At 43.0% G+C, this 20802-nt stretch carries 16 protein-coding genes and 2 pseudogenes; 8 read left to right on the top strand and 10 right to left on the bottom strand.

Annotation, left to right across the window (positions count from 1 at the left end):
* Nucleotides 1-2 precede the first annotated feature (2 nt).
* Nucleotides 3-2897: a valine--tRNA ligase gene (locus AC4CUX_RS03015; protein ID WP_490792168.1), complete on the bottom strand. Its 2895-nt coding sequence runs from the start codon at nucleotides 2895-2897 to the stop codon at nucleotides 3-5.
* Between the two features lie 183 nt (nucleotides 2898-3080).
* Between AC4CUX_RS03015 and AC4CUX_RS03010 the strand changes: the two genes are divergently transcribed.
* Complete coding sequence (locus AC4CUX_RS03010) at nucleotides 3081-3755, top strand: hypothetical protein (protein WP_490792167.1); 675 nt, start codon at nucleotides 3081-3083, stop codon at nucleotides 3753-3755.
* Nucleotides 3756-3767: 12 nt separating this feature from the next.
* Nucleotides 3768-4574 (top strand): SDR family NAD(P)-dependent oxidoreductase, encoded by an 807-nt coding sequence (locus AC4CUX_RS03005; protein WP_148825618.1) that lies wholly within the window; start codon nucleotides 3768-3770, stop codon nucleotides 4572-4574.
* A gap of 94 nt (nucleotides 4575-4668) precedes the next feature.
* Here the strand turns inward: AC4CUX_RS03005 and AC4CUX_RS03000 are convergent.
* The 9 genes and pseudogenes from AC4CUX_RS03000 to sdsA form a co-directional block, all read right to left on the bottom strand.
* Nucleotides 4669-5798, bottom strand: a pseudogene (locus AC4CUX_RS03000) (agmatine deiminase family protein).
* A gap of 180 nt (nucleotides 5799-5978) precedes the next feature.
* Nucleotides 5979-6416, bottom strand: coding sequence for a YbjQ family protein (locus tag AC4CUX_RS02995; RefSeq protein WP_005400359.1), 438 nt, complete (start codon nucleotides 6414-6416; stop codon nucleotides 5979-5981).
* Between the two features lie 3 nt (nucleotides 6417-6419).
* The gene (locus tag AC4CUX_RS02990; protein WP_094148967.1) at nucleotides 6420-6776 is read right to left on the bottom strand and encodes a YbjQ family protein; all 357 of its coding nucleotides are present in this window, start codon (nucleotides 6774-6776) and stop codon (nucleotides 6420-6422) included.
* Between the two features lie 103 nt (nucleotides 6777-6879).
* Nucleotides 6880-8337 carry a multidrug efflux RND transporter AdeIJK outer membrane channel subunit AdeK gene (gene adeK / locus AC4CUX_RS02985; RefSeq protein WP_178928237.1) on the bottom strand — a complete coding sequence of 486 codons (1458 nt, stop codon included), beginning with the start codon at nucleotides 8335-8337 and terminating at the stop codon, nucleotides 6880-6882.
* On the bottom strand, nucleotides 8337-11516 hold the full coding sequence (adeJ, locus tag AC4CUX_RS02980) for a multidrug efflux RND transporter permease subunit AdeJ (RefSeq protein WP_490792166.1): 3180 nt from the start codon (nucleotides 11514-11516) through the stop codon (nucleotides 8337-8339). The genes adeK and adeJ overlap by 1 nt, the downstream gene beginning before the upstream one ends.
* Before the next feature lie 13 nt (nucleotides 11517-11529).
* Nucleotides 11530-12774, bottom strand: a complete 1245-nt coding sequence (locus AC4CUX_RS02975; RefSeq protein ID WP_490792165.1) for an efflux RND transporter periplasmic adaptor subunit — start codon at nucleotides 12772-12774, stop codon at nucleotides 11530-11532.
* 25 nt (nucleotides 12775-12799) lie between these two features.
* Entirely contained in the window at nucleotides 12800-13411 is a 612-nt protein-coding gene (locus tag AC4CUX_RS02970; RefSeq protein ID WP_004695435.1) for a phosphatase PAP2 family protein, read from the bottom strand.
* A 146-nt stretch (nucleotides 13412-13557) separates the two neighbouring features.
* On the bottom strand, nucleotides 13558-15612 hold the full coding sequence (locus AC4CUX_RS02965; RefSeq protein ID WP_490792164.1) for a site-specific recombinase: 2055 nt from the start codon (nucleotides 15610-15612) through the stop codon (nucleotides 13558-13560).
* Between the two features lie 33 nt (nucleotides 15613-15645).
* The gene (gene sdsA, locus AC4CUX_RS02960; protein ID WP_078389125.1) at nucleotides 15646-16623 is read right to left on the bottom strand and encodes an All-trans-nonaprenyl-diphosphate synthase; all 978 of its coding nucleotides are present in this window, start codon (nucleotides 16621-16623) and stop codon (nucleotides 15646-15648) included.
* 468 nt (nucleotides 16624-17091) lie between these two features.
* Here sdsA and rplU point away from each other — a divergent pair, with 468 nt between their 5' ends.
* The 6 genes and pseudogenes from rplU to AC4CUX_RS02930 all read left to right on the top strand — a co-directional run bounded on the left by rplU (nucleotide 17092) and on the right by AC4CUX_RS02930 (nucleotide 20744).
* Nucleotides 17092-17403 carry a 50S ribosomal protein L21 gene (gene rplU, locus AC4CUX_RS02955; RefSeq protein WP_004695441.1) on the top strand — a complete coding sequence of 104 codons (312 nt, stop codon included), beginning with the start codon at nucleotides 17092-17094 and terminating at the stop codon, nucleotides 17401-17403.
* A 19-nt stretch (nucleotides 17404-17422) separates the two neighbouring features.
* Nucleotides 17423-17677: a 50S ribosomal protein L27 gene (gene rpmA, locus AC4CUX_RS02950; protein ID WP_004695443.1), complete on the top strand. Its 255-nt coding sequence runs from the start codon at nucleotides 17423-17425 to the stop codon at nucleotides 17675-17677.
* Between the two features lie 271 nt (nucleotides 17678-17948).
* Nucleotides 17949-18422 (top strand): annotated as a pseudogene (locus AC4CUX_RS02945) (hypothetical protein); the annotation flags it as partial.
* A gap of 84 nt (nucleotides 18423-18506) precedes the next feature.
* On the top strand, nucleotides 18507-18881 hold the full coding sequence (locus tag AC4CUX_RS02940; RefSeq protein WP_490747467.1) for a YadA C-terminal domain-containing protein: 375 nt from the start codon (nucleotides 18507-18509) through the stop codon (nucleotides 18879-18881).
* 220 nt (nucleotides 18882-19101) lie between these two features.
* A complete protein-coding gene (gene lolA / locus AC4CUX_RS02935) occupies nucleotides 19102-19800 on the top strand; it encodes an outer membrane lipoprotein periplasmic chaperone LolA (protein WP_151835884.1) in 699 nt (232 codons plus the stop codon).
* Nucleotides 19801-19931: 131 nt separating this feature from the next.
* On the top strand, nucleotides 19932-20744 hold the full coding sequence (locus tag AC4CUX_RS02930) for an RsiV family protein (protein ID WP_490792163.1): 813 nt from the start codon (nucleotides 19932-19934) through the stop codon (nucleotides 20742-20744).
* Nucleotides 20745-20802: the final 58 nt, after the last annotated feature.

Genomic DNA, 20802 nt, shown 5'->3' with positions numbered 1-20802 from the left:
CATTAAAGCGCCGAAATTTGCTCCATATTCGCTTTAATCTTCGCTAACTGATCAGCAAACTCAGCAAGTTTGACTTTCTCACCTTCAACAACAGCAGCAGGGGCTTTCGCCACAAAACCTTCGTTAGAAAGTTTAGTTGCAATTTGGTCATGCTGTTTTTGCACCTTGTCTAAGTCTTTTTGTAGACGACCCAATTCCGCTTTCGGGTCAATTAAACCTTTCATTGGGACGAATACAGACACGTGACCAACAACGCTTGATGAAGACAATGGCGGTTGCTCGCCATCAGCCAAGAACGTAATGCTTTCTACTTTTGCTAAAGCTTTAAACAACGCTTCAATACGTGTGATCTGTGCTTTCTCAGCTTCCGTTGTGTTTTGTAGAAGCACTGGTAATAAACGTGCATTACCTAAGCCCATTTCACCACGAATGTTACGTACTGCACCAATCAAACCTTGAAGCCATTGCATATCTGCTTCAGCCTGTTCGTTTACACGCTCAGGGTTAGCAACAGGGTACTGCGCCAGCATAATAGTTTCGCCAGAAATACCAAGTTTCGGTGCAAGTGTTTGCCAAATTTCTTCCGTCAAGTACGGCATGATTGGGTGTGCAAGACGTAAAGACGCTTCCATTACTGCAAGAAGTATACGACGAACTTCAGCTTTACGCTCAACAGATACGTTTTCATCATTCAGAACAGGTTTGGTCAGTTCGACATACCAGTCACAGTATTCATTCCAAATGAACTCGTAAATCGCTTGTGCAGCCAAGTCTAAACGGTAAGTTGCAAAGGCTTGTTGTACCGCAGCTTCTGCTTTTTGCAGACGGCTCACGATCCACTGTTCAGGCAATTCCCAAAGATCTTGACGAACTTCAGTACCAATCACTTGTTCTTCACAGTTCATCATCACGAAACGGGTTGCGTTCCAGATTTTGTTGGCAAAGTTACGGTAACCTTCAACACGTTTCATGTCGAACTTAATGTCACGACCCGTGTTCGCAAGTGCACAGAACGTGAAACGAACCGCATCCGTACCGTAAGCTTGAATACCTTCTGGGAATTCTTTACGGGTTGATTTTTCAATCTTCGCCGCTTGTTTCGGGTTCATCAGACCTGTAGTACGTTTTTGTACCAAAGTCTCAAGGTCAACACCGTCAATCAAATCTAATGGGTCAAGTACGTTGCCCTTAGATTTCGACATTTTTTGACCTTCGCCATCACGGACTAAACCGTGAACGTATACCGTTTTAAACGGAACTTGTGGCGTACCATCTTCATTCTTCATGAAGTGCATCGTAAACATAATCATACGAGCAACCCAGAAGAAGATGATGTCAAAACCAGTCACCAATACATCCGTTGGGTGGAAGGTATTGAGGAAATAGTTTTCCGCATCGATCGAAGCATCGCCAGTCCAACCTAAAGTTGAGAATGTCCACAGCGCAGAAGAGAACCAAGTGTCGAGTACGTCTTCGTCTTGGTTAAGTGCAACATCAGCAGGGATGTTGTTTTTGGCACGGACTTCAGCTTCGTCACGACCCACATAGATGTTGCCTTCAGCATCGTACCAAGCTGGAATACGGTGACCCCACCAAAGTTGACGAGAGATACACCAGTCTTGGATGTTGTTCATCCACGCCATGTACATGTTGCTGTACTGTTCAGGAACAAACTTAATACGACCATCTTGAACCGCTTCAATGGCAGGTTGCGCCAATGGTGCAATTTTTACATACCATTGATCTGTCAATAATGGCTCAACGATTACACCTGAACGGTCACCGCGAGGTGGTTTCAAGGTATACGGTTGGATTTGATCTAACCAGCCTTCAGCCTCTGCTTGTTCAACCAGCTTTTTACGTGCTTCAAAACGCTCTAAACCAATATAGTCCTCAGGGGCAGGGATGGTTTTAGAAATTTGTTCGCCTGCTTTCGCGATGTATTCAAACTCAGCCAATACTTCCGCATTTTTGTTGAAGATGTTGATGATTGGCAATTCGCAGCGTTTACCCACTTCATAGTCATTGAAGTCATGCGCAGGGGTGATTTTCACACAACCTGTACCGAATTCTTTGTCTACATATTCGTCTTTAACGATTGGAACTGCCCGGCCTGTAATCGGTAGGATGATGTTTTTACCTACTAGATCAGTATAACGTTCATCATCAAGCGCAACAGCAACAGCAGTATCACCCAATAATGTTTCAGGACGAGTCGTCGCAACAACGATGTGATCTTTACCATCGTGAGTGCGTAGTGATTTATCTTCAAAGAAATATTTGAAGTGCCAGAGTGAACCTGCTTCTTCTTTATCCGACTCAACTTCGAGGTCAGAAAGGGCAGTTTGCAGTTTTGGATCCCAGTTTACCAAACGTTTACCGCGGTAAATTAAGCCATCTTCATGCAGTTTTACGAAGACTTCTTTGACTGCATTGGATAAACCTTCATCCATGGTGAAGCGTTCACGCGACCAGTCTACTGAAGAACCTAAACGACGAATTTGACGTGTAATCGTACCGCCTGATTGTTCTTTCCATTCCCAGACTTTTTCGATGAATTTTTCACGACCAAGGTCATGACGGCTGACACCTTGAGCACCCAACTGACGTTCAACCACCATTTGCGTTGCAATACCCGCGTGGTCTGTACCTGGTTGCCATAAGGTATTTTTACCAGACATCCGGTTGTAGCGTGTTAAGGCATCCATAATGGCATTGTTAAAACCATGACCCATGTGCAAGCTACCGGTGACGTTTGGTGGCGGAATCATGATACAAAATGACTCACCTTTTTCAGAGGGCTTGAAATAGCCGCGCTCTTCCCAAGTTTGGTACCATTTTTTCTCGATCTCGGTCGGATCGTAAGTTGTAGCAATATTTTGCGCTGAATCAGTCATAGTTCAAACAGTTCAAAAGTAGATAAAAAATTGCATCTATTGTAGCAAAGAAATGGCAAATGGGGGCATGTAAAGCAAATGCGTTGATCTAGCAATTGCGACATGAAGCAGAGCGCTTTATGATGTGTCTAAACCTAGAGTGCGCAGTGTTCGCAGTAAAAATCAAAAAAAGGGGGGATCACTATGACTTATCAAATATCATTAAAATTAAAACCTGAAACTCACCAACGCTTTGCTCACATTCATCAACAGCTTAATGCCGGTGAAAGCCAAAGTCTTGCCAAACCTTTGGGTGATGTTTTAGCGGATATTTCATGTGAAGTGATTGATCAAGTCTTTGGCGATCTTGCACGCTTGTCTACCTCAGTCGATGGGGAGTCTGAGAAAGTTATTCAGCACATTGTGGACACTATGCGTAAGTACATGCCGTGGTCCGTGTCTTTTTTTTCAAATGACCGTCTAATTCCAATGGTGAATTATCTAGAGCAAAGGATGTATGACACCGAGAGCATGCATTTTTTAAGCTACCCAGTCGAAAAAACTTTAGTCACCGAACTTTTGGGTTGTGCGGAACAGATGGAAAAGGGCAATAACAGCTATGTTACTCCAGCTTTGAAAGTGTTTACGCAAATTGTCGATCAAGGGGTGACCAGTCTGGTTCGCGAACCCAAAAAAATGCTTAAATTTAATTTGGTGGTCGATAAAACACTAAATGGGGTGATTAATTTGACGACCCAATTGGGCTATAAACGTTTTGATAAATTAGGGCGTATCTATGATGCGCAGATGATGAGTCAATATTTTGATCATTTCCTGACTTTTTTAAATGATCAATCTGCAAATAAAACTTCGGTATGAGGCAATAAGGACATGGCACAGTTAAACAGTTTAGACGCTAAAGTGGTGTGGATTACGGGGGCATCTTCAGGGTTAGGTGAGGCACTGGCTAAAGAATGTGCTTTACAAGGGGCAGAGGTGGTACTCACGGCAAGACGGTTTGACGAACTCGAAAAAGTTCGTGTCGGGCTGCTGAATCCGGATCAACACATTTCCATTTGTGCCGACATTACCGACGAAGCTCAAGTTCGCCATGCCTATGAGCAAGTGCTACAGAAAAAAGGTCGAATTGATTGGCTGATTAATAATGCGGGGTTAAGCCAGCGTGCCTTGATTGCTGACACCAGCATGCAGACTGAACGTGCGATTATGGAAGTGGATTATTTCTCACAAGTGTTTTTAACCAAAACCGTTCTGCCGACATTTTTAGCGCAAAAATCTGGCCGTATTGCTTTTGTTTCGAGTGTTGCGGGGTTGTTGGGGACGCAGTACCGTGCCAGCTATTCAGCAGCCAAGGCTGCCATTCATATGTGGGCAAATAGCCTGCGTGCCGAAGTGGCCAATGAGGGCGTAGATGTATCGGTGATTTTCCCAGGCTTTGTTAAAACCAATGTCTCGTTTAATGCTTTAAATGGCGCGGGTAAACCACAGGGTCATCAAGACGAAGCGATTGAAAATGGTTTAGAACCCGATATTTTTGCGCAAACGGTGGTGAGTGCTTTGCTCAAAGGTGAAGAATACATCGTAGTCGGTGGACGTAAGGAGAAAATGGGGGTTCTGGTGTCTCGTTTATCGCCTACAACGTTGTATAAAATGATTCGTAAGATGAAAGTGAAGTAAATTGAAAAAGGCAGGAGGAAAGTCACTTCCACCTGCTTTTTTGGGGATGTTGTTCCCATATTCCCTATACTTTGATAGAGGGGATAGAGTTGTACTACTTACTGATTTTATTTAAATAGTTTAAGAACAATTCCGCATTTTTCCCACGCACTTGCCAAGACATACAACGTACACCGCCGCCCATATGACAGACATTTGAAGACTGTACTGGAACAACAGTACGCTTCGTTACGCTACGAATTTGCTGTAACGCGACAGCATCTTCTTTAATCCCAAATTGCGGGAAGTAAATCCGTTCAGGCGTCACCAACATATTGGTGTATAGGCCACATGCAGAACCAAATTTTTCATCGTAGATTTCGCTACCATCATAAGGGGTGATGATTTCACGAATTTTAACATTGGGAATGCCGCGCTTTAAATCTGCTTTGAGTTGCTTGGCATAGTCGGGATCTTCAGGGTAAGAGTTAATCACCAAGGTATTTTGGTCGACAAAGCTTACTACGCCATCGGCATGTTCCAAGCCCCCTTGTTCATCGGCTTCAATAAACGCAATCTGCTTTGCACCTGTTAGAGCCATGAGTTTTTTACGCGCTTCGCTTTCGGTGAGCTTGTTATCCGCTAGAAATTTGGTGCTAAGGACGACATTGCCATAACCATCTTCCACCCAGTTTCCGCCATCATTCAATAGTTTGCTTTGCGTAAACTGTAAGCCAGCCTTTTGGCTGTAGTATTTAAATTCGTCTTGTACTTCATCTGAAATGGCCTGACCTTTTTTAGCGCCACCTTGTCCTGCGGCCGTGTAGCGGAACATGACGGGTTGAGCTGGATTAGCGCTGGTGAAGTCGCGCATCCAAATGTCATGCATCGGTGCGATGGCCACATGCTTTTTGCCCAAGGCTTTGACATAGTCGGGGTAGAGGCCTTTGTCCGTCAGAACAACGACATTGTCTCCATTTTTAATAATTTTTTTTGCATAATCGACGTGAAAATCAAAAATATCATCAATCATTTTTACATATAGCTAAATTCTAAAAACACTAGCACATGGAAACATCTGTAAAACCTCATATCCTATGGTTTTAGGTGTGATAATAAATTAAGTATTCAGCTATAGTACGCATCATTACTTTGAGGCGATGCCAGTACAATTAATTCAGCTTTGGCTACAAGTGGAATCATGCTGAGTACAGCCATACTTATTTTCAGTGCTAAAGATTTCATTATCTGTGACCTATTTACAGTGTAGGTAATGTCCATTTTTATTGTGTTCAGTGTAGAGAGTTATGCTCTAGTGAGCAATCTACCATCCGAATGTACGATAGAAGGTGAGCGAGCATGAGCTATTTTGAACGCTCATGCTGTTTGAGTTTAGTGAATGGATAATTGGTCAATAGTCGCTGTTTAAGGATTTTGAATGGCAGTCCCATAAGCAAAGACTTCGACCATACCGCCTTGCATGCCCATTTCTGTGGTCGCCAGTCGCATACAAGCAATATGCGTTGCGCCGTGTTTTTCCGCTTCAAGTTTGAGTCGGACGATGGCTTCACGACGGGCACGATCGACGACACTTTCATAGCTGGTGAGTCTACCCCCAAAAAAGTTTTGCACGGTCGCCAATACATATTTGAAATAATCATGAGAAATCACAACATTGCTACTGATCATGTGCCCAGACTGTTCGAAGCTTACTTTGCGTAAATTACCCACGGTAATGTAGGCAAGACGCTTCTCATTCTGTTCAAGCTCCGCCAAATGTTTACGTTCATTGTAGCGACCAAAGCCAAAACCGACGCTAAAGAGCACCGCAAAGATCAGCAGTTGGAAAACTAAACTTTCCATTGCTTAGGCCTGTGTTGGAAATGGATCGGGGAGATGGTTGTCTAACGGTGTGACACGGACTGCAGTGCCATAAACAAATAACTCAGATGCACCTTGGGCAATATTTGAGGTTGAAAAACGAATACCTACAATGGCATTGGCCCCTAAGCCTTGTGCTTTTGCAATCATACGATTCATGGCTTCTTGGCGTGATTCTTCTAAAAGCTCGGTATAGGCAGTGAGTTCACCACCGACAATATTTTTTAACCCTGCCAAAAAGTCGCGCCCGACATGTTTACTCCGAACCGTACTGCCGTAGACCACATCCAGTTGTTGAGAAATGCGATGTCCAGGAACAGACTCAAGGTTACTTAAAAGCATAATGTTCAATATTCAAATGATTTGATTATCTTTGAAGATAGGAAAAAGCCCAGCAAAAAGCAATAAAAAAGCCCACCTAAGTGAGCTTTTGATGTTGCAAACCTTAGTTTGCTGTTTTGTTGTATTTCACATCTGAAGATGAAGGTTGTTTCACCACTTGATCAGACGTATTGGCTTTTACTCCGCCACCGAGGGTTTTATACACTTCAACTTGGTTGTTTAAGTTTGCTTGTTCAAGCAATAACAACCCTTGTTCCGCCGAGTACGATGTACGCTGTGCATCAAGTACAGTCAGGTAGTTATCGATACCTGCACGGAAGCGGGCCGTTGAAAGCTTATAGGTGGTGTTGGTTGCATCTACCAGACGACGTTGTGCCGCCAAACGGTCACCAATATTTTCACGTACTGCCAATGCATCATTCACTTCGCGGAAAGCGGTTTGAATGGTTTTTTCATAATCTGACAACGCAATTTTTTGGTCAGTTTCTGAAATCTTCACATTGGCACGACGTGTGCCCCAGTCAAAGATTGGAATATCTAAGCTTGGGCCAAGTGACCATACAAAGGCACCTGATTTAAACAAATCGCTTAAATCTGTCGATGCATAACCGGCTGTACCCGTTAAGCTGATGGTTGGGTACAACTGTGCTTTTGCCGCACCAATGTTGGCACCCGCAGCAGACAATTGGTATTCCGCAGCGCGGACATCAGGACGGTTATTTAACAAGTCGCTTGGCAAGCCCGCTGTCAACGCTGTACTTTGGGTAATGCGTTTCACAGGTTGAGGAGACAATAAGTTTGCAGGAACAGGCTGACCCACCAACAGGTTGAGTAAGTTCTGTGCTTGTGCAAGTTGAGTCTTGTAGTTCGCAACGTCATTACGAGCAGTTTCAACCGAAATTTGCGATTGACGTACAGGGACTTCGCTGTCGATACCGACATCAAAACGTTTTTTGTTTAGATTGTAAGACTCAAGCTGCGCTTTTAAGGTTTGGTCTGCCAGTTTTAAATTGGCATTAGCAAACGAATAGCTCAGCCATGCTTGCGCAACCTGACCAATCAACGAAATTTGTGTTGCATCACGTGCACTTTGAGTTGCCAAATAGCTGTCTAAAGCATTGTCTTTTAAGCTACGAACACGACCCCAAAAGTCTAACTCATACGCAGTTACGCCAAGGCCAACATTATAGGTTGTCATGGGTTTGTTGCTGCTGAGTGTATCTTGGCGAAGCACACTACCACTTGCACCAATGGTTGGCAGTTGGTTGTTTTCGCTAATTTGATACGCTTGCTGAGCACGTTGAATATTTAAAGTCGCCGTACGGAGGTCACGGTTATTGGCTAGTGCTAACTCGATGACTTGGACTAAACGCTGATCAGCAAAAAAGTCTTTATAGCCTTGTTCTGCAACAGATGGACCTGTCGTTGAACCAATATATCCTGTTGGGATATCCGCTTGAGCGACGGGTTCTGGACCACGCATGCTTTGACATGCAGTCAAAGCAAGCGCAAGTGCAGATACCGCAATGCTACGACCTGAAATAGACCATACTTTTTGCATCACGATGTTTGCTCCTGATTATTTTGTTTCTTAGGTTTGTATTTGAAAATACTACGAATCCAAACAAAGAATACTGGAATGAAGAAAATACCCAACAGTGTAGAACTAATTACACCACCAAGGACACCAAAGCCTACCGAGTGTTGGCTCCCTGCACCAGCACCTGTTGAAAGGGCAAGCGGAAGGACACCAAAACCGAATGCAAGGGTGGTCATGATAATTGGGCGTAAACGCATTTTTGCAGCATGAAGGGTTGCATCAAACAAGTCTTCACCTTTTTCTTGCAACTCTTTTGCAAACTCTACGATCAAGATCGCATTTTTCGCAGAAAGACCAATTACGGCAACAATTGCAACTTGGAAGTAGATGTTAAACGATAAGTTTGGATCGCCCTTAATGATCATACCTAACCATGTCAATGCAAATGCACCAAGAATACCGAGTGGTACAACTAGCAATACTGAAACAGGGATAGACCAGCTTTCATACAATGCGGCAAGACATAAGAAGACGATAAGCATCGAAAGAACAAGGAGCGGACCTGTTTGATTGCCCGAATCACGTTCTTCTAAAGATAAACCTGTCCATTCATAGTCGAAACCTTGTAAGCCCATAGACGGTAACTTGCCAATAATTTCTTCCATCGCGAGCATCGCATCACCCGAACTTACGCCCGGTGCTGGAGTACCTTGGATGTTTACAGAAGATACACCGTTATAACGCTCTAGACGTGGTGAACCATAAGTCCATTCGCCAGTTGCAAACGCTGAGAAAGGAACCATCGTGCCAGCGCTATTACGCACATACCACTTGTTCAAGTCTTCAGGCATCATCCGTGTATTAGCTTCACCTTGGACATATACCTTTTTCACACGACCACGGTCAACGAAGTCATTGATATAAGTACCACCCCAAGCCATGCTCATGGTTGTATTGATATCTGCAATACTCACACCCATTGCACCCGCTTGCGCTTGATCAATGTTGATTTGGTACTGAGGTGTATCTTCTTGACCATTAGGACGCACGCCTGCAAGACGTTTGTCTTGTGCAGCCATACCTAAAATAGCATTACGTGCAGCAATCAATTTCTCATGACCTTGACCACTTGCATCTTTCAACTGGATGTCAAAACCAGCCGACACACCTAACTCAGGCATTGCAGGTAACTGTAATGGCATGATGTAAGATGCGTCTTTCACAATCATATTCAATGCCATACCACGTTGGATGATGGCACCAATTTGCGACTCAGGTGTCGTACGCTCACTCCAGTCCTTCAGCTTGATAAAGGCAAGACCTGCGTTTTGACCAACACCTGTGAATGAGAAACCAGAAACAGTAAAGATAGACTCTACATGTTCTTTTTCTTTATTCATGAAATAGTCTGTCATTGTGGTGATGACTTTATCGGTACGTTCAAGGCTTGCACTTGGTGGAAGCTGAACTAAAGTCATGACGACGCCTTGGTCTTCGTCAGGCAAGAATGAGGATGGTAAAGCTTTATATAGGCCAACTAAGCCTGCAATCACCAGTAAATAAACCACACCAGAAAATACTTTATGATGGGTCATACGGTTGACACCACCTTGGTATTTTACGGATAGCTTTTCAAAGCTGCTGTTAAACCAACGGAAGAAACGCGCAAAAATATTATTACTTTCTGGCTTGTTTGCATCATGTTGTTTTAACAAGGTTGCACACAGGGCAGGTGTGAAGGTTAATGCCACGATCAGTGACAAAATCATTGCGGTAACTAGCGTAATCGAGAACTGACGGTAAATAACACCGGTTGTCCCCGCAAAGAATGCCATCGGTACGAATACCGCAGTTAATACACTGGTAATACCGACCAAGGCACCAGAAATCTGTTGCATTGATTTTTCGGTCGCAGCTACAGGGTCGAGGTGTTCTTCTTGCATTACCCGTTCGACGTTTTCCACCACAACAATCGCATCATCGACCAGAAGACCAATCGCTAAGACCATCGCAAACATGGTGAGCGTGTTGATTGAGAAACCGAAGATGTTAATGACAGCAAATGTGCCCAATACAACCACTGGAACAGCCAATGTTGGGATAATCGTGGCACGCCAGTTCTGTAAGAATAAGAACATGACAATGAACACCAACACGACAGCTTCAATCAACGTGTGTACAACACTTTCAATCGACAGCTTAATAAACGGTGTGGTGTCATAAGCCAGTTGATCTTTTAAACCATTTGGGTAGTTTTTACGAAGTTCACTGAGGCGCTTTTCTACAGCCGCTGCTGTATCTAGTGCATTTGCACCAGTTGCCAGTTTAATCGCAACACCGCCAGCAGCCTTACCATTAAATTTAGAGTCGAACTGATAGTTATCTGACCCGAGTTCAACACGCGCAACATCACCCAAGCGAACCTGAGCACCAGAAGATGTATTTTTTAGAAATATATTCTTAAATTGTTCAGGTGTTTGCAACATACTTTGCGCATTGACAGTCGCATTCAGCACTTGACCTTGTACAGAAGGTGCACCGCCTAACTGACCTACAGCCACTTGAGCGTTTTGAGCACGAATTGCAGCAGCAATGTCACTTGGTGTCACTTGCAAACTGTTCATTTTCGCTGGATCTAGCCAAATACGCATCGCATATTGACCACCAAAGACTTGAAGTTCACCAACACCTGCAACACGGCTCAGCGGTTCAGAGATGTTTGAGTTTACATAGTCATTAATGTCCGCCCCAGAAAGACTTCCATCTGGAGAGTAAAATGCAAGTACTTGCATAAAACTTGCGCCAGACTTAGTCACTTTCACACCTTGACGTTGTACATCTTCAGGTAAAAGCGCTGTTGCAGATTGTAATTTGTTCTGAACTTGAACCTGTGCAATGTCTGGATCAACCCCTTGTTCAAAGTTCAAGTTGATTGACGCTTGACCATTACCCGCACTGTTAGATGAAATGTAACGTAAACCATCTAAACCATTCATTTGTTGTTCAATGATTTGCGTTACAGTATTTTCAACAGTTTGTGCAGAAGCACCTGGATAAGTTGCAGCAATTGTCACCACTGGTGGTGCAATTGTTGGATATTGAGCAACAGGCATTGTAGTTAGCGAAAGAACCCCCGCCAACATAACCACCAGTGCAATCACCCAAGCAAAAATAGGGCGATGAATGAAAAATTGAGCCATATTCGTCTACCCCTTATGCGTTTGAAGTAGCTTTTTGTTCAGTTTTTGCACTACCTTCTGTCTTTTTAGCATCTGTTGTTGGAGCTTGAGGTGCTGCTGCTTTAGGTTGATACGGTTTCGCAACAACTTTCTGTTCAGCTTTAACTTTCGCTATTCCGTCAACAATAACTTTTTCACCTGTTTTAAGGCCTTCAGTCACAATCCAGTCTTGGCCTTGAATACCAACTGTGGTGATTTGACGAGGCTCTACTACGCCTTTGTCATTCACAATCATTGCCATCGCTTGACCTGTTGGTGTGCGAGTCACTGCAATTTGCGGCACTAACATCGCATTCGGGATTACGCCTTGAACGATTTGTGCATTGGCAAACATACCTGGAAGCAGCAAGTGATTCGGGTTCGGGAACACCGCACGAATCGTCACAGTCCCTGTATCTGGGTTGACACTGGCATCAGAGAACGCTAAACGGCCTTCGATTGGATAGTCACTGCCATCTTCAAGTTTCAGCTTCACACGCGTGTTGTTACTGCTGTCTAAGCTACCTTTACTCAATTGTTGACGTAAACGAAGAAGTTCAGAGCTTGATTGGTTGATATCAACATAGATCGGGTCTAAACGTTGAATCGTCACCAATGGTTCTGTTTGGTTTGCAGTCACCAAAGCACCGGCAGTAACTGTAGAGCGGTTGGTTTGACCTGAAATTGGTGAGCGGATGGTTGAATAACCTAAGTCTACTTCAGCATTTTTAACTTGAGCACGTGCTGCTGCCACTTGTGCCTCAGCTACATTTACTTGACCCACTAAGTCGTCATAGTCTTGTTTTGCAACAGCGTTGCTTGAAACCAGTTGCTGATAACGATTCAGTTTGGTTCTGAGTGTGCTTAAATTCGCTTCTTGTTGTAATAATGCTGCTTTGGCATTATCAAATGTTGCGCGATTGGTACGAGAATCAAGTTCATAAAGTGCCTGGCCTTCACGTACATAACTGCCTTCCGCAAACAAACGTTTTAGAATGATCCCACTCGTTTGTGGGCGAACTTCAGAGATTTCAAATGCCGTGGTTCTGCCAGATAACTCTACAGATTGTTCTACATTTTGTGGTTGTGCAACAATGACACCGACTTCAGTAGGTGGCATTTGTTGAGAAGCGCCAGCTTGCTGCGCATCCTTTGGATCTTTGCTACAACCAACAAGTGCAATACTCGTTGCTAATGCGCAAGCGGTAAGGGCTGGGGCCCAAAGCTTTGCCGACATCATAGTTCCACCTCGATTAGATTCTTATCTAAAAATAATGTGTATTTAATTGGGTATATCTGCCGCACAAGATGTAAAGCAGTGAAATCCAGATAATACTAATGCTCCAACCTGCGAGAACGTCGGATGGGAAATGTACTCCAAGATAGACTCTTGAAATTCCCATCATCAGCATCCATAAAAGAGCAATGGATACAACATGACGATGTGCAGAAAATGGTCGACTTAAGAAAATGGCAAGACACGCCAAAGTGGCAGCATACATACTGTGCGCACTCGGAAAGGAAGCACCATAGCTCGTCACTAGGTGAAACATTTCTGGTGGGCGTGGTCTTGAAATTAGAAATTTAAGTAGCCAAGCAGAAGCAATACTTCCAACAACGCCTAAACCAATAAAAACAACATCTCTATACTTTTTATACCATGCACGATGGAAACACCATAGAGTGGTTAGAAATAATACAAACGGCATGCCACCGAGTGCTGATAAAAGTATTGCAAGTTTATCTATAGGCTCAGTTCTTAATGTGCTGAAATATTCGACCATCGCCAGATCTAAATCTGTAAGTGGTTGAATGCTTAGAACTAATGCACTGATTATAAATAAAATAATACCGATAAAAAGCAACAAGTAAGGCATGCTGGAACTCGTGTCATTTCAACCGATTTAAGCGCGGTTATTTACTGGGTTAAAGTGTACTCATCAGTACACTTTAATTCAAGTGTTGATTAATCATGTATAAAATTTTGTTTACAGTGTAACAAGAGCTCAAAATCAGTACAAAATCATTTTGGATGGTGTTTTGTACTGTTTGAACTTTCTTCAACTTCAAGTGGGACTTTCGGGGGCCAAAAGAAATCACTAGGGCGAGTCAGAAAATGGGTGAGGACCAATTTTGCTAAAGGTTTCCATTGTTCAAATCGAACTCGACGTGCACGTAAAGCCACAATAATCGTGAGGGTAAAACTGACAAATAAGTTCGTTAGACCAATAGCGAGCACTCCGAGGAAAGATACAATAATCAAGCCAATCTCAGGACTACCATTAATATTCATCAGGCCTTGAATGAAGTTTGCTGAAGCAAAGGCAATATGGCGAATATCTAGGGGTAAACCCAAAATATAGCCAATCGTTCCCATACTTCCTAGCATAATTCCGAACAAAAAATTACCCGCTAACGCACCTAAGTTACGTTCTATATAGCCTGCAAATTTGTCGAGTCGTTCTTGTCCCATGATTGTTTTGAGGCGAGGGTGTGCTTTTAAGCGTGGGCCAACTTTGCGATAAACCGCCATATTGTCAAAATAACCCGCCAGCAGACCTGACAAAAATAAACACACGCCAGCAATAGCAGCATGGGGAATGGCTAAAGAGGTAAATGGATTCAGGTCGTGTAGTGTTTTGCTGGCTTTTGCATGTGTCATCAGCGGTTCGTGTAGCCCCGTTGCCCAAGCCCATGCAATAAAGGCTGCAACGGGTATGGCAATCGAGATATTTCCCAAAATAGCAATGAACTGGGTACGGATAATATTGATAATCAATGCTGCTAATTCAGCAATTTGCGCGGTTTTAGAACCTTTGCGGTGTTGTACTGTTGCTGCAAGGGCTGCAGCAGTCATTGCGGGTTGTTTGGTCGCTACAGTAAAGTGCAAGACATGAATCAGCATAAAACCTAGTGAGTAATTCATACTGTAAATAAAGGCTTGCATGAGTGGTGCCATGACCATACGTGCCGACAAGGTTTTGAGCGTTGCCATAATGGCAATAATAACTCCTGCACCCGCTGCGGACTTATACATGGCTAAAAAGCCTTGTTTGTCTGTACTTACATAGTGTTCCCCGGTTTTACTGGCATTTTCAGTTACCTGTAACGCAATTAGTTCACTATTGGTAGTGAGTAGAGAGCGTACGCTGCGTTCGCTATAAATCGCAGCGGTAATATCGACCAAGAGCATACTCACCGCTTCATAGTGTACTTCGCCTTCTTCTACAATTAAATTGAGCAACAGTTCGACGCGGTCTAAGCATTGCTCAAGTAAGGAAATCAGATAGGTTAAACTGACACTGACTCCAATACGTCTAGTCGCACGACGAATTTTCAATACCACATCACGACACTGCTCAATCATGACCAGCGCTTGAGAAGCGTCGGGTGGGGCAACCACACTCGAGGTTTCTGCGTCTTGATGTGCCTTTTTATACTGTTGAATGAATTCGACAATTTCGCGGTTCTGCACTAAAAAAGGCGATTCATATTCGGTCAGCTCAGGATGCGCATTAATAAACTCCGGATATAAACCAATACCACTAATCCGATAAGACAGCACCGTAATGGCTTTAATCACTTCACTGCGAATTTTGACTTTTTCTTTTTGATTGGCATGCCCGTGATTGAGCAGGTTCAACAGTTGTAGCCAGTCACTGTCTCGGATGTTATCGAGCCAATATTTATCACTTCGGTTGCGGAAAACGCGACGGACTAAATCTTGTAGTTGAGTTTTGTCATTAATCAGCGGGAGAAAATGTGCCCCTAAACGCTGCGACAATTGATTCCAAAATCCGTCTAAAGACAAGATACCGGTATCGGCATAAAGACTGGTTTGTTTATATTGGGAAATAAGCCGCAGCACAAAGCTTTGTAAGGTCGATGCGGCATCGGGAGTGATGAGTAATGCTTGAATGAGCGCTTGAAATTTTTGATGGATTTCATCGGTTTGATACGCATCTATTGGACGAATACGCTCCACCAACTCAATTAAAAGTTGATCATTTAAAACAGCTTGAGGTTGCTCAAGCTGTTGCTGCATTTGAGAAAAAAGATCATTAAATTTTATATGCATAGGCAAGTTAAAAACATTTTAAAGCATCATTTGTTATTGAATTCGATGTAAAGCCAGTTGGGTTAAATTGACCAGTGCTTGACGATATTGGCTGTCAGGTAAAGCCTGTAAGGCTTGAAGTGCGGCTTCGGTTTCTTCATGCGCCCGTTGTCGACAGTAATCTAGTGCGCCAGAACTGTTTACGATAGCAATGACTTGATCAAGATCTGTTGTTCCACCTGTCGCAATACTTCGACGAACAATGTCATGTTCTTCACCCGTTGTATTTTTCAATGCTGAGATTAACGGCAAAGTCGGTTTACCTTCCATTAAATCATCGCCAATATTTTTACCTAATGTTTCAGCATCTGAGGTGTAATCTAAAATATCATCAATGATTTGAAAGGCATTGCCAAAGTGGCCTGCAAATAAACGTAGTGGTTCACGGTACTGCGGTGTCCCAGAAAGAATGGCAGCCCCTTCAGTTGCCAGTTCAAATAAACGTGACGTTTTACCGTGAATAATATCTAAATACGTTTGTTCTGTGGTTTCAGGTTGGTGCTGTGCTTGAAGTTGTAGCACTTCACCTTCGGCAATTTCACAAGTCCCTGTAGAAAAATCTTTGAGTAAGGTCATATCACCGAGATCGACCAATAAATCAAAGGCACGTGAAATTAGAAAGTCACCCACCAGTACAGCGGTCTGATTGTTCCAAGTCGCGTTGGCCGTTGGGCGACCACGTCGTAAGCCAGATTCATCGACCACATCATCATGGACTAAAGTTGCGGTATGCAGCATTTCAATGATTGCAGCAAGTTTACGTTGGCGTTCAAGGTCTTCTGCACCACAGGCTTTGGCGGCCAATAAACACATAATGGGACGCATGCGTTTACCACCTGCTTCAACCACATGTTTACTCACCGCCATGACTAATGCCACTTTAGAGGTAATGCCTTCATTAATAAATGTGTCCATCGTGGCAAAGTCTTGAGCTACAGGGGCGAGAATATCTTGCTTAAAGTCGATGGTCATTTGAAGAGCGGCCTCATCTATATAAAGTGATAAAAATCAGCATTACCAGTATTGTGTAAATATGGATACATGTCTAAATGATTCATTTCAATCATAAATAAGACTCACTAGCGTGCGAGGCTATATTTTACTAAAGACAGTTCCTTATTTCCCCAATGTATAAGCGTACTGCATTTGTAGGCTTATTTACATTTTAAAAAATCAATTCATCCATACTATAGCGGATTGATTTTAAAAATCTATTTCATTGTAAGCAAAGTCAAGCCAGAGTTGAACTGTAATTTGTTGATTGAGTTTTTCTCGATTATTAAATAATCGTTAATTTAGTCTAATAAGTTCGGCAAATCTCTTGTTGTTTGAGTCAATATCACTTAAAATCCTTGCCCTTGATTAACCCCAGTGGCGTTCGTATTAAGATCGATATCTTCCTTTATCGGCACGACGACACGGGCATGTTTGGAGTACATTATGTACGCAGTAATCCAAAGCGGTGGTAAACAGCACCGTGTTGTAGAGGGTGAAACCCTTAAAGTTGAATTGTTGAAAGCTGAAACTGGCGCAACTATTACGTTTGATGACGTATTAATGCTAGTAAATGGTGACAGCATTCAAATCGGTGCTCCAGTTGTTGCTGGCGCTACTGTAACTGCTGAAGTAGTTAGCCATGGTCGTCACGACAAAATCCGTATTGTAAAAATGCGTCGTCGTAAACACTACCGTAAACAACAAGGTCACCGTCAATGGTTCACTGAGTTGAAAATTACAGCTATTTCAGGCTAATCACGAGGAGTAATGAGACATGGCAACTAAAAAAGCCGGTGGTTCGACTAAGAACGGTCGTGATTCGAACCCTAAAATGCTTGGTGTTAAAATTTACGGTGGTCAATCTGTGACTGCTGGTAACATCATCGTTCGTCAACGTGGTACAGAATTCCACGCAGGTCAAAACGTTGGTATGGGCCGTGACCATACTTTGTTTGCAACCGCTGACGGCGTAGTAAAATTCGAAGTGAAAGGTCAGTTTGGCCGTCGCTACGTAACTGTTGAAGCGTAAGTTTTAATAGTAAAAAAACCCACAGTTTTGTGGGTTTTTTTTCGTCTATTCATATGGTTAGCTTATTTTTCTTGTGTTTTTAAATTTTGAAATAAAGCACTAAATACCAGTAAATGGTGATATACGTCACAAAAAAAGGAGCGTAATAATAGTGTAAAAGTAAAAGAAAGGCAGACAGACATGAACAGAATATTCACAAAAGTCTTGGAAAAATCCTGCTGCCATATGGTTGTTGTAAAACAAAACAGTCAAATTGAAAAAAAACCATATAATGAAAGAGACAGCGTTGTGTATTTCTCATAGATCAAACACTGAGAATAGCGGCGTTGTTACGAATCTAAGACTTACTCCGAAATTATTGTTGTTGAGTATTGTATTGGCCATGGGGAATGCTGCATGGGCAACCCAAGGGGATAATCATCAAGGACAGGGACAAGGGCACGAGTCACATGGGAATGGAAATGGGTATGGTCATGGGTCGCATGGCAACGGAGATGGTAACGGGTACGGAAATGGTAATGGGCATGGAAACGGCAACGGGCAGGGAAATGGTAACGATCATGGAAATGGCAACGGGCACGGAAATGGAAACGGTAATGGGCATGGAAACGGTAACGGGCAGGGAAATGGTAACGATCATGGAAATGGCAACGGGCACGGAAATGGAAACGGTAATGGGCATGGAAACGGTAACGGGCATGGAAATGGTAACGGCCATGGAAATGGTTCTGGAACTCAAGGACCACAAGGTCCAATGGGGCCAGAGGGTCCACAAGGTCCGCAGGGCCCACAAGGAGCGGATGGTACCAACGGCATTAGCCCAGAAGTAATGGCAGCAGCAGATACGAATATCTTGAATCAGGCACAAACCTATGTGAACCAAGTTGGGCAACAAACCCTCAATCAAGCAAATGCTTATACGGATAGTCGTGTAAATGCCTTGAACCGAGACATGCGAAAACTCGAAGATCGAACCTATGCAGCAGTAGCATCAAGTATTGCGATAGCATCTTTACCGCAACCGACAGATGCTGGCTACAATATGTTTAGTGCCGGCGTGGGTACATGGGAAGGTGAGCAAGGTTATGCTTTTGGTCTCAGCGGTGTGACTGAAAGTAACAAATATGTATACAAAGTAGCTGTAACAACCAATAGCGAAGGTAATTTCGGTGCAGGTGCAGCAATTGGTTGGCAATGGAAATGACAGTGATAATTCTTAACCTCAGTTAGAAAAGCCTCTGCATATTCAGAGGCTTTTCTATATCTAAAGAGCACATCTTATCTTCATCATGATGGATATTTCACAACATTAAGCACCAATAAATATACAAATTTTCTTATATTCTCAATTATTAGCCATAAAATTTGATTTAAGATAGCTCATCTAACAAATTGCGACTGCGCAAATTATAAAAGGTGAGATTATGAAAATGCTTCGTAAGACTTTATGTGCAATGACAGTAGGTGTAGTAACACTTGGCCCTGTTATGAGCAGTACAGTATTTGCAGCTCCGGTTGCAGCATCGGAGCAACAAGCGACGACGAGTTTAGTGAAACAGTTGAGTGGTATTCAAAGTATCAGTTCTAACTTTGAGCAAACCACCAAAGTCACAAATTCATCTAAAGCACCGAAGAAACAAGGTTTATCTGCTCAGCATATGAATCAGACCTTTAAAGGGGTGATGAAAGTTGAGCGTCCAGGGAAATTCTATTGGGAAACCACAAGCCCTGCAAAACAAACCATTGTGACTTCGGGCAAAACGGTTTGGATTTATGATCCAGACTTACAGCAAGCAGTTCGTCAGACTTTAGATGAACAGGTGGCGAATACCCCTGCACTATTATTGTCAGGGAATACGGAACAGATTCGTAAGGCATACCGTATTACGCAACCCAATCAGAGCAAAACCTACTATACCTTGTACCCAAAAAACAATGATGGTGCATTTCAAAGCTTAACGATCAGTTTTGGTGCGAAAAATGCGCCAACGCTAATGATCTTAGAGGATTCTTTGGGACAAACAACCTATGTGCGTTTTAATAACACCAAGGTAAATACCAATATTCCACCTTCAACCTTTAATTTTACTCCGCCTAAAGGCACAGACATTATTGACCAATAATATGAGTCTGTTGTTCAAAACCACCTTCGGGTGGTTTTTTATTGGATCACGTTCAGTTACATAACGTGGTGGGAAGTTATGGCTGTGCTTTGTATAGTCTGTGCTATTGAATACTTAACTGCGGGTAAATCATGATATTACTTCATAACAATAAAATTGGATCTGTCTTCGCAATGATGTTGTGCGCGGGATTGCTCAGCGCATGCCAGCCACAAAATGACAGTAACGCTGCAAAAAATGAAGAGACAGCTAAACCAGCTCAAGTCGTAAAGACCTTGCCACTGATTGAGGCGAAAGTTCGACCATTACAATTGGCGCGTTCTATTGCTTGTGATGAAGAAGGGTGCACCAAATACCAGTTGTACAGCTTGGACACCAATGTCCCATGGATCAATCAATATTTTGATGAGCGGATGAAAAAAGCCAATCCTGTGGCGTTTGAAAGCTCAAAGCAAGCAAAGCCACAAATCGAAGAAAACATGCTCAGTGAAACTTTGTCTGATGTCCGTTATGTGGCGCAGCGTGGAAAATATGCTGATTTTGTTTTGATGTCTTATCACTACCCAGCGCGTGCCGCACATGGCATGTATCACAACGAATACATCACCTTAGATTTGGCAACGAAAAAACGGGTTGCGCTGAGTGATATCGTGGTGGACAAGACAGAGTCTCAATTATTAGATGCATTGTATAGTGCCAATAGTATGTGGCTGTCCGATCATAATATTTCACGCGAGCAATTGAAGCTGACCGATAATTATTATATGAGTGCCAAAGGTGTGGTGTTTGTCTATCCCTTATACGAATTAGCGTCTTATGCAGAAGGGATGTCTGAATTGGTTTTACCGTATCAACAAGCCAACGGCTTAATTAAGGCGGAATATTTGCCGAGTTTTGTCGATTATGCAGCTGAACGAGAAAAAGCGAGCAAAGAAAAGCCATGAAAATTGCTGTAATAAGCCACAGCTAGTGATCGCGTGACTGTATTTTTCGGCTTGAAGC

The organism is Acinetobacter sp. 231_lipA (genome assembly GCF_058243005.1).
The sequence above is the reverse complement of the archived record's forward strand: the minus strand, read 5'-3'. Positions and strand labels throughout refer to the sequence as shown.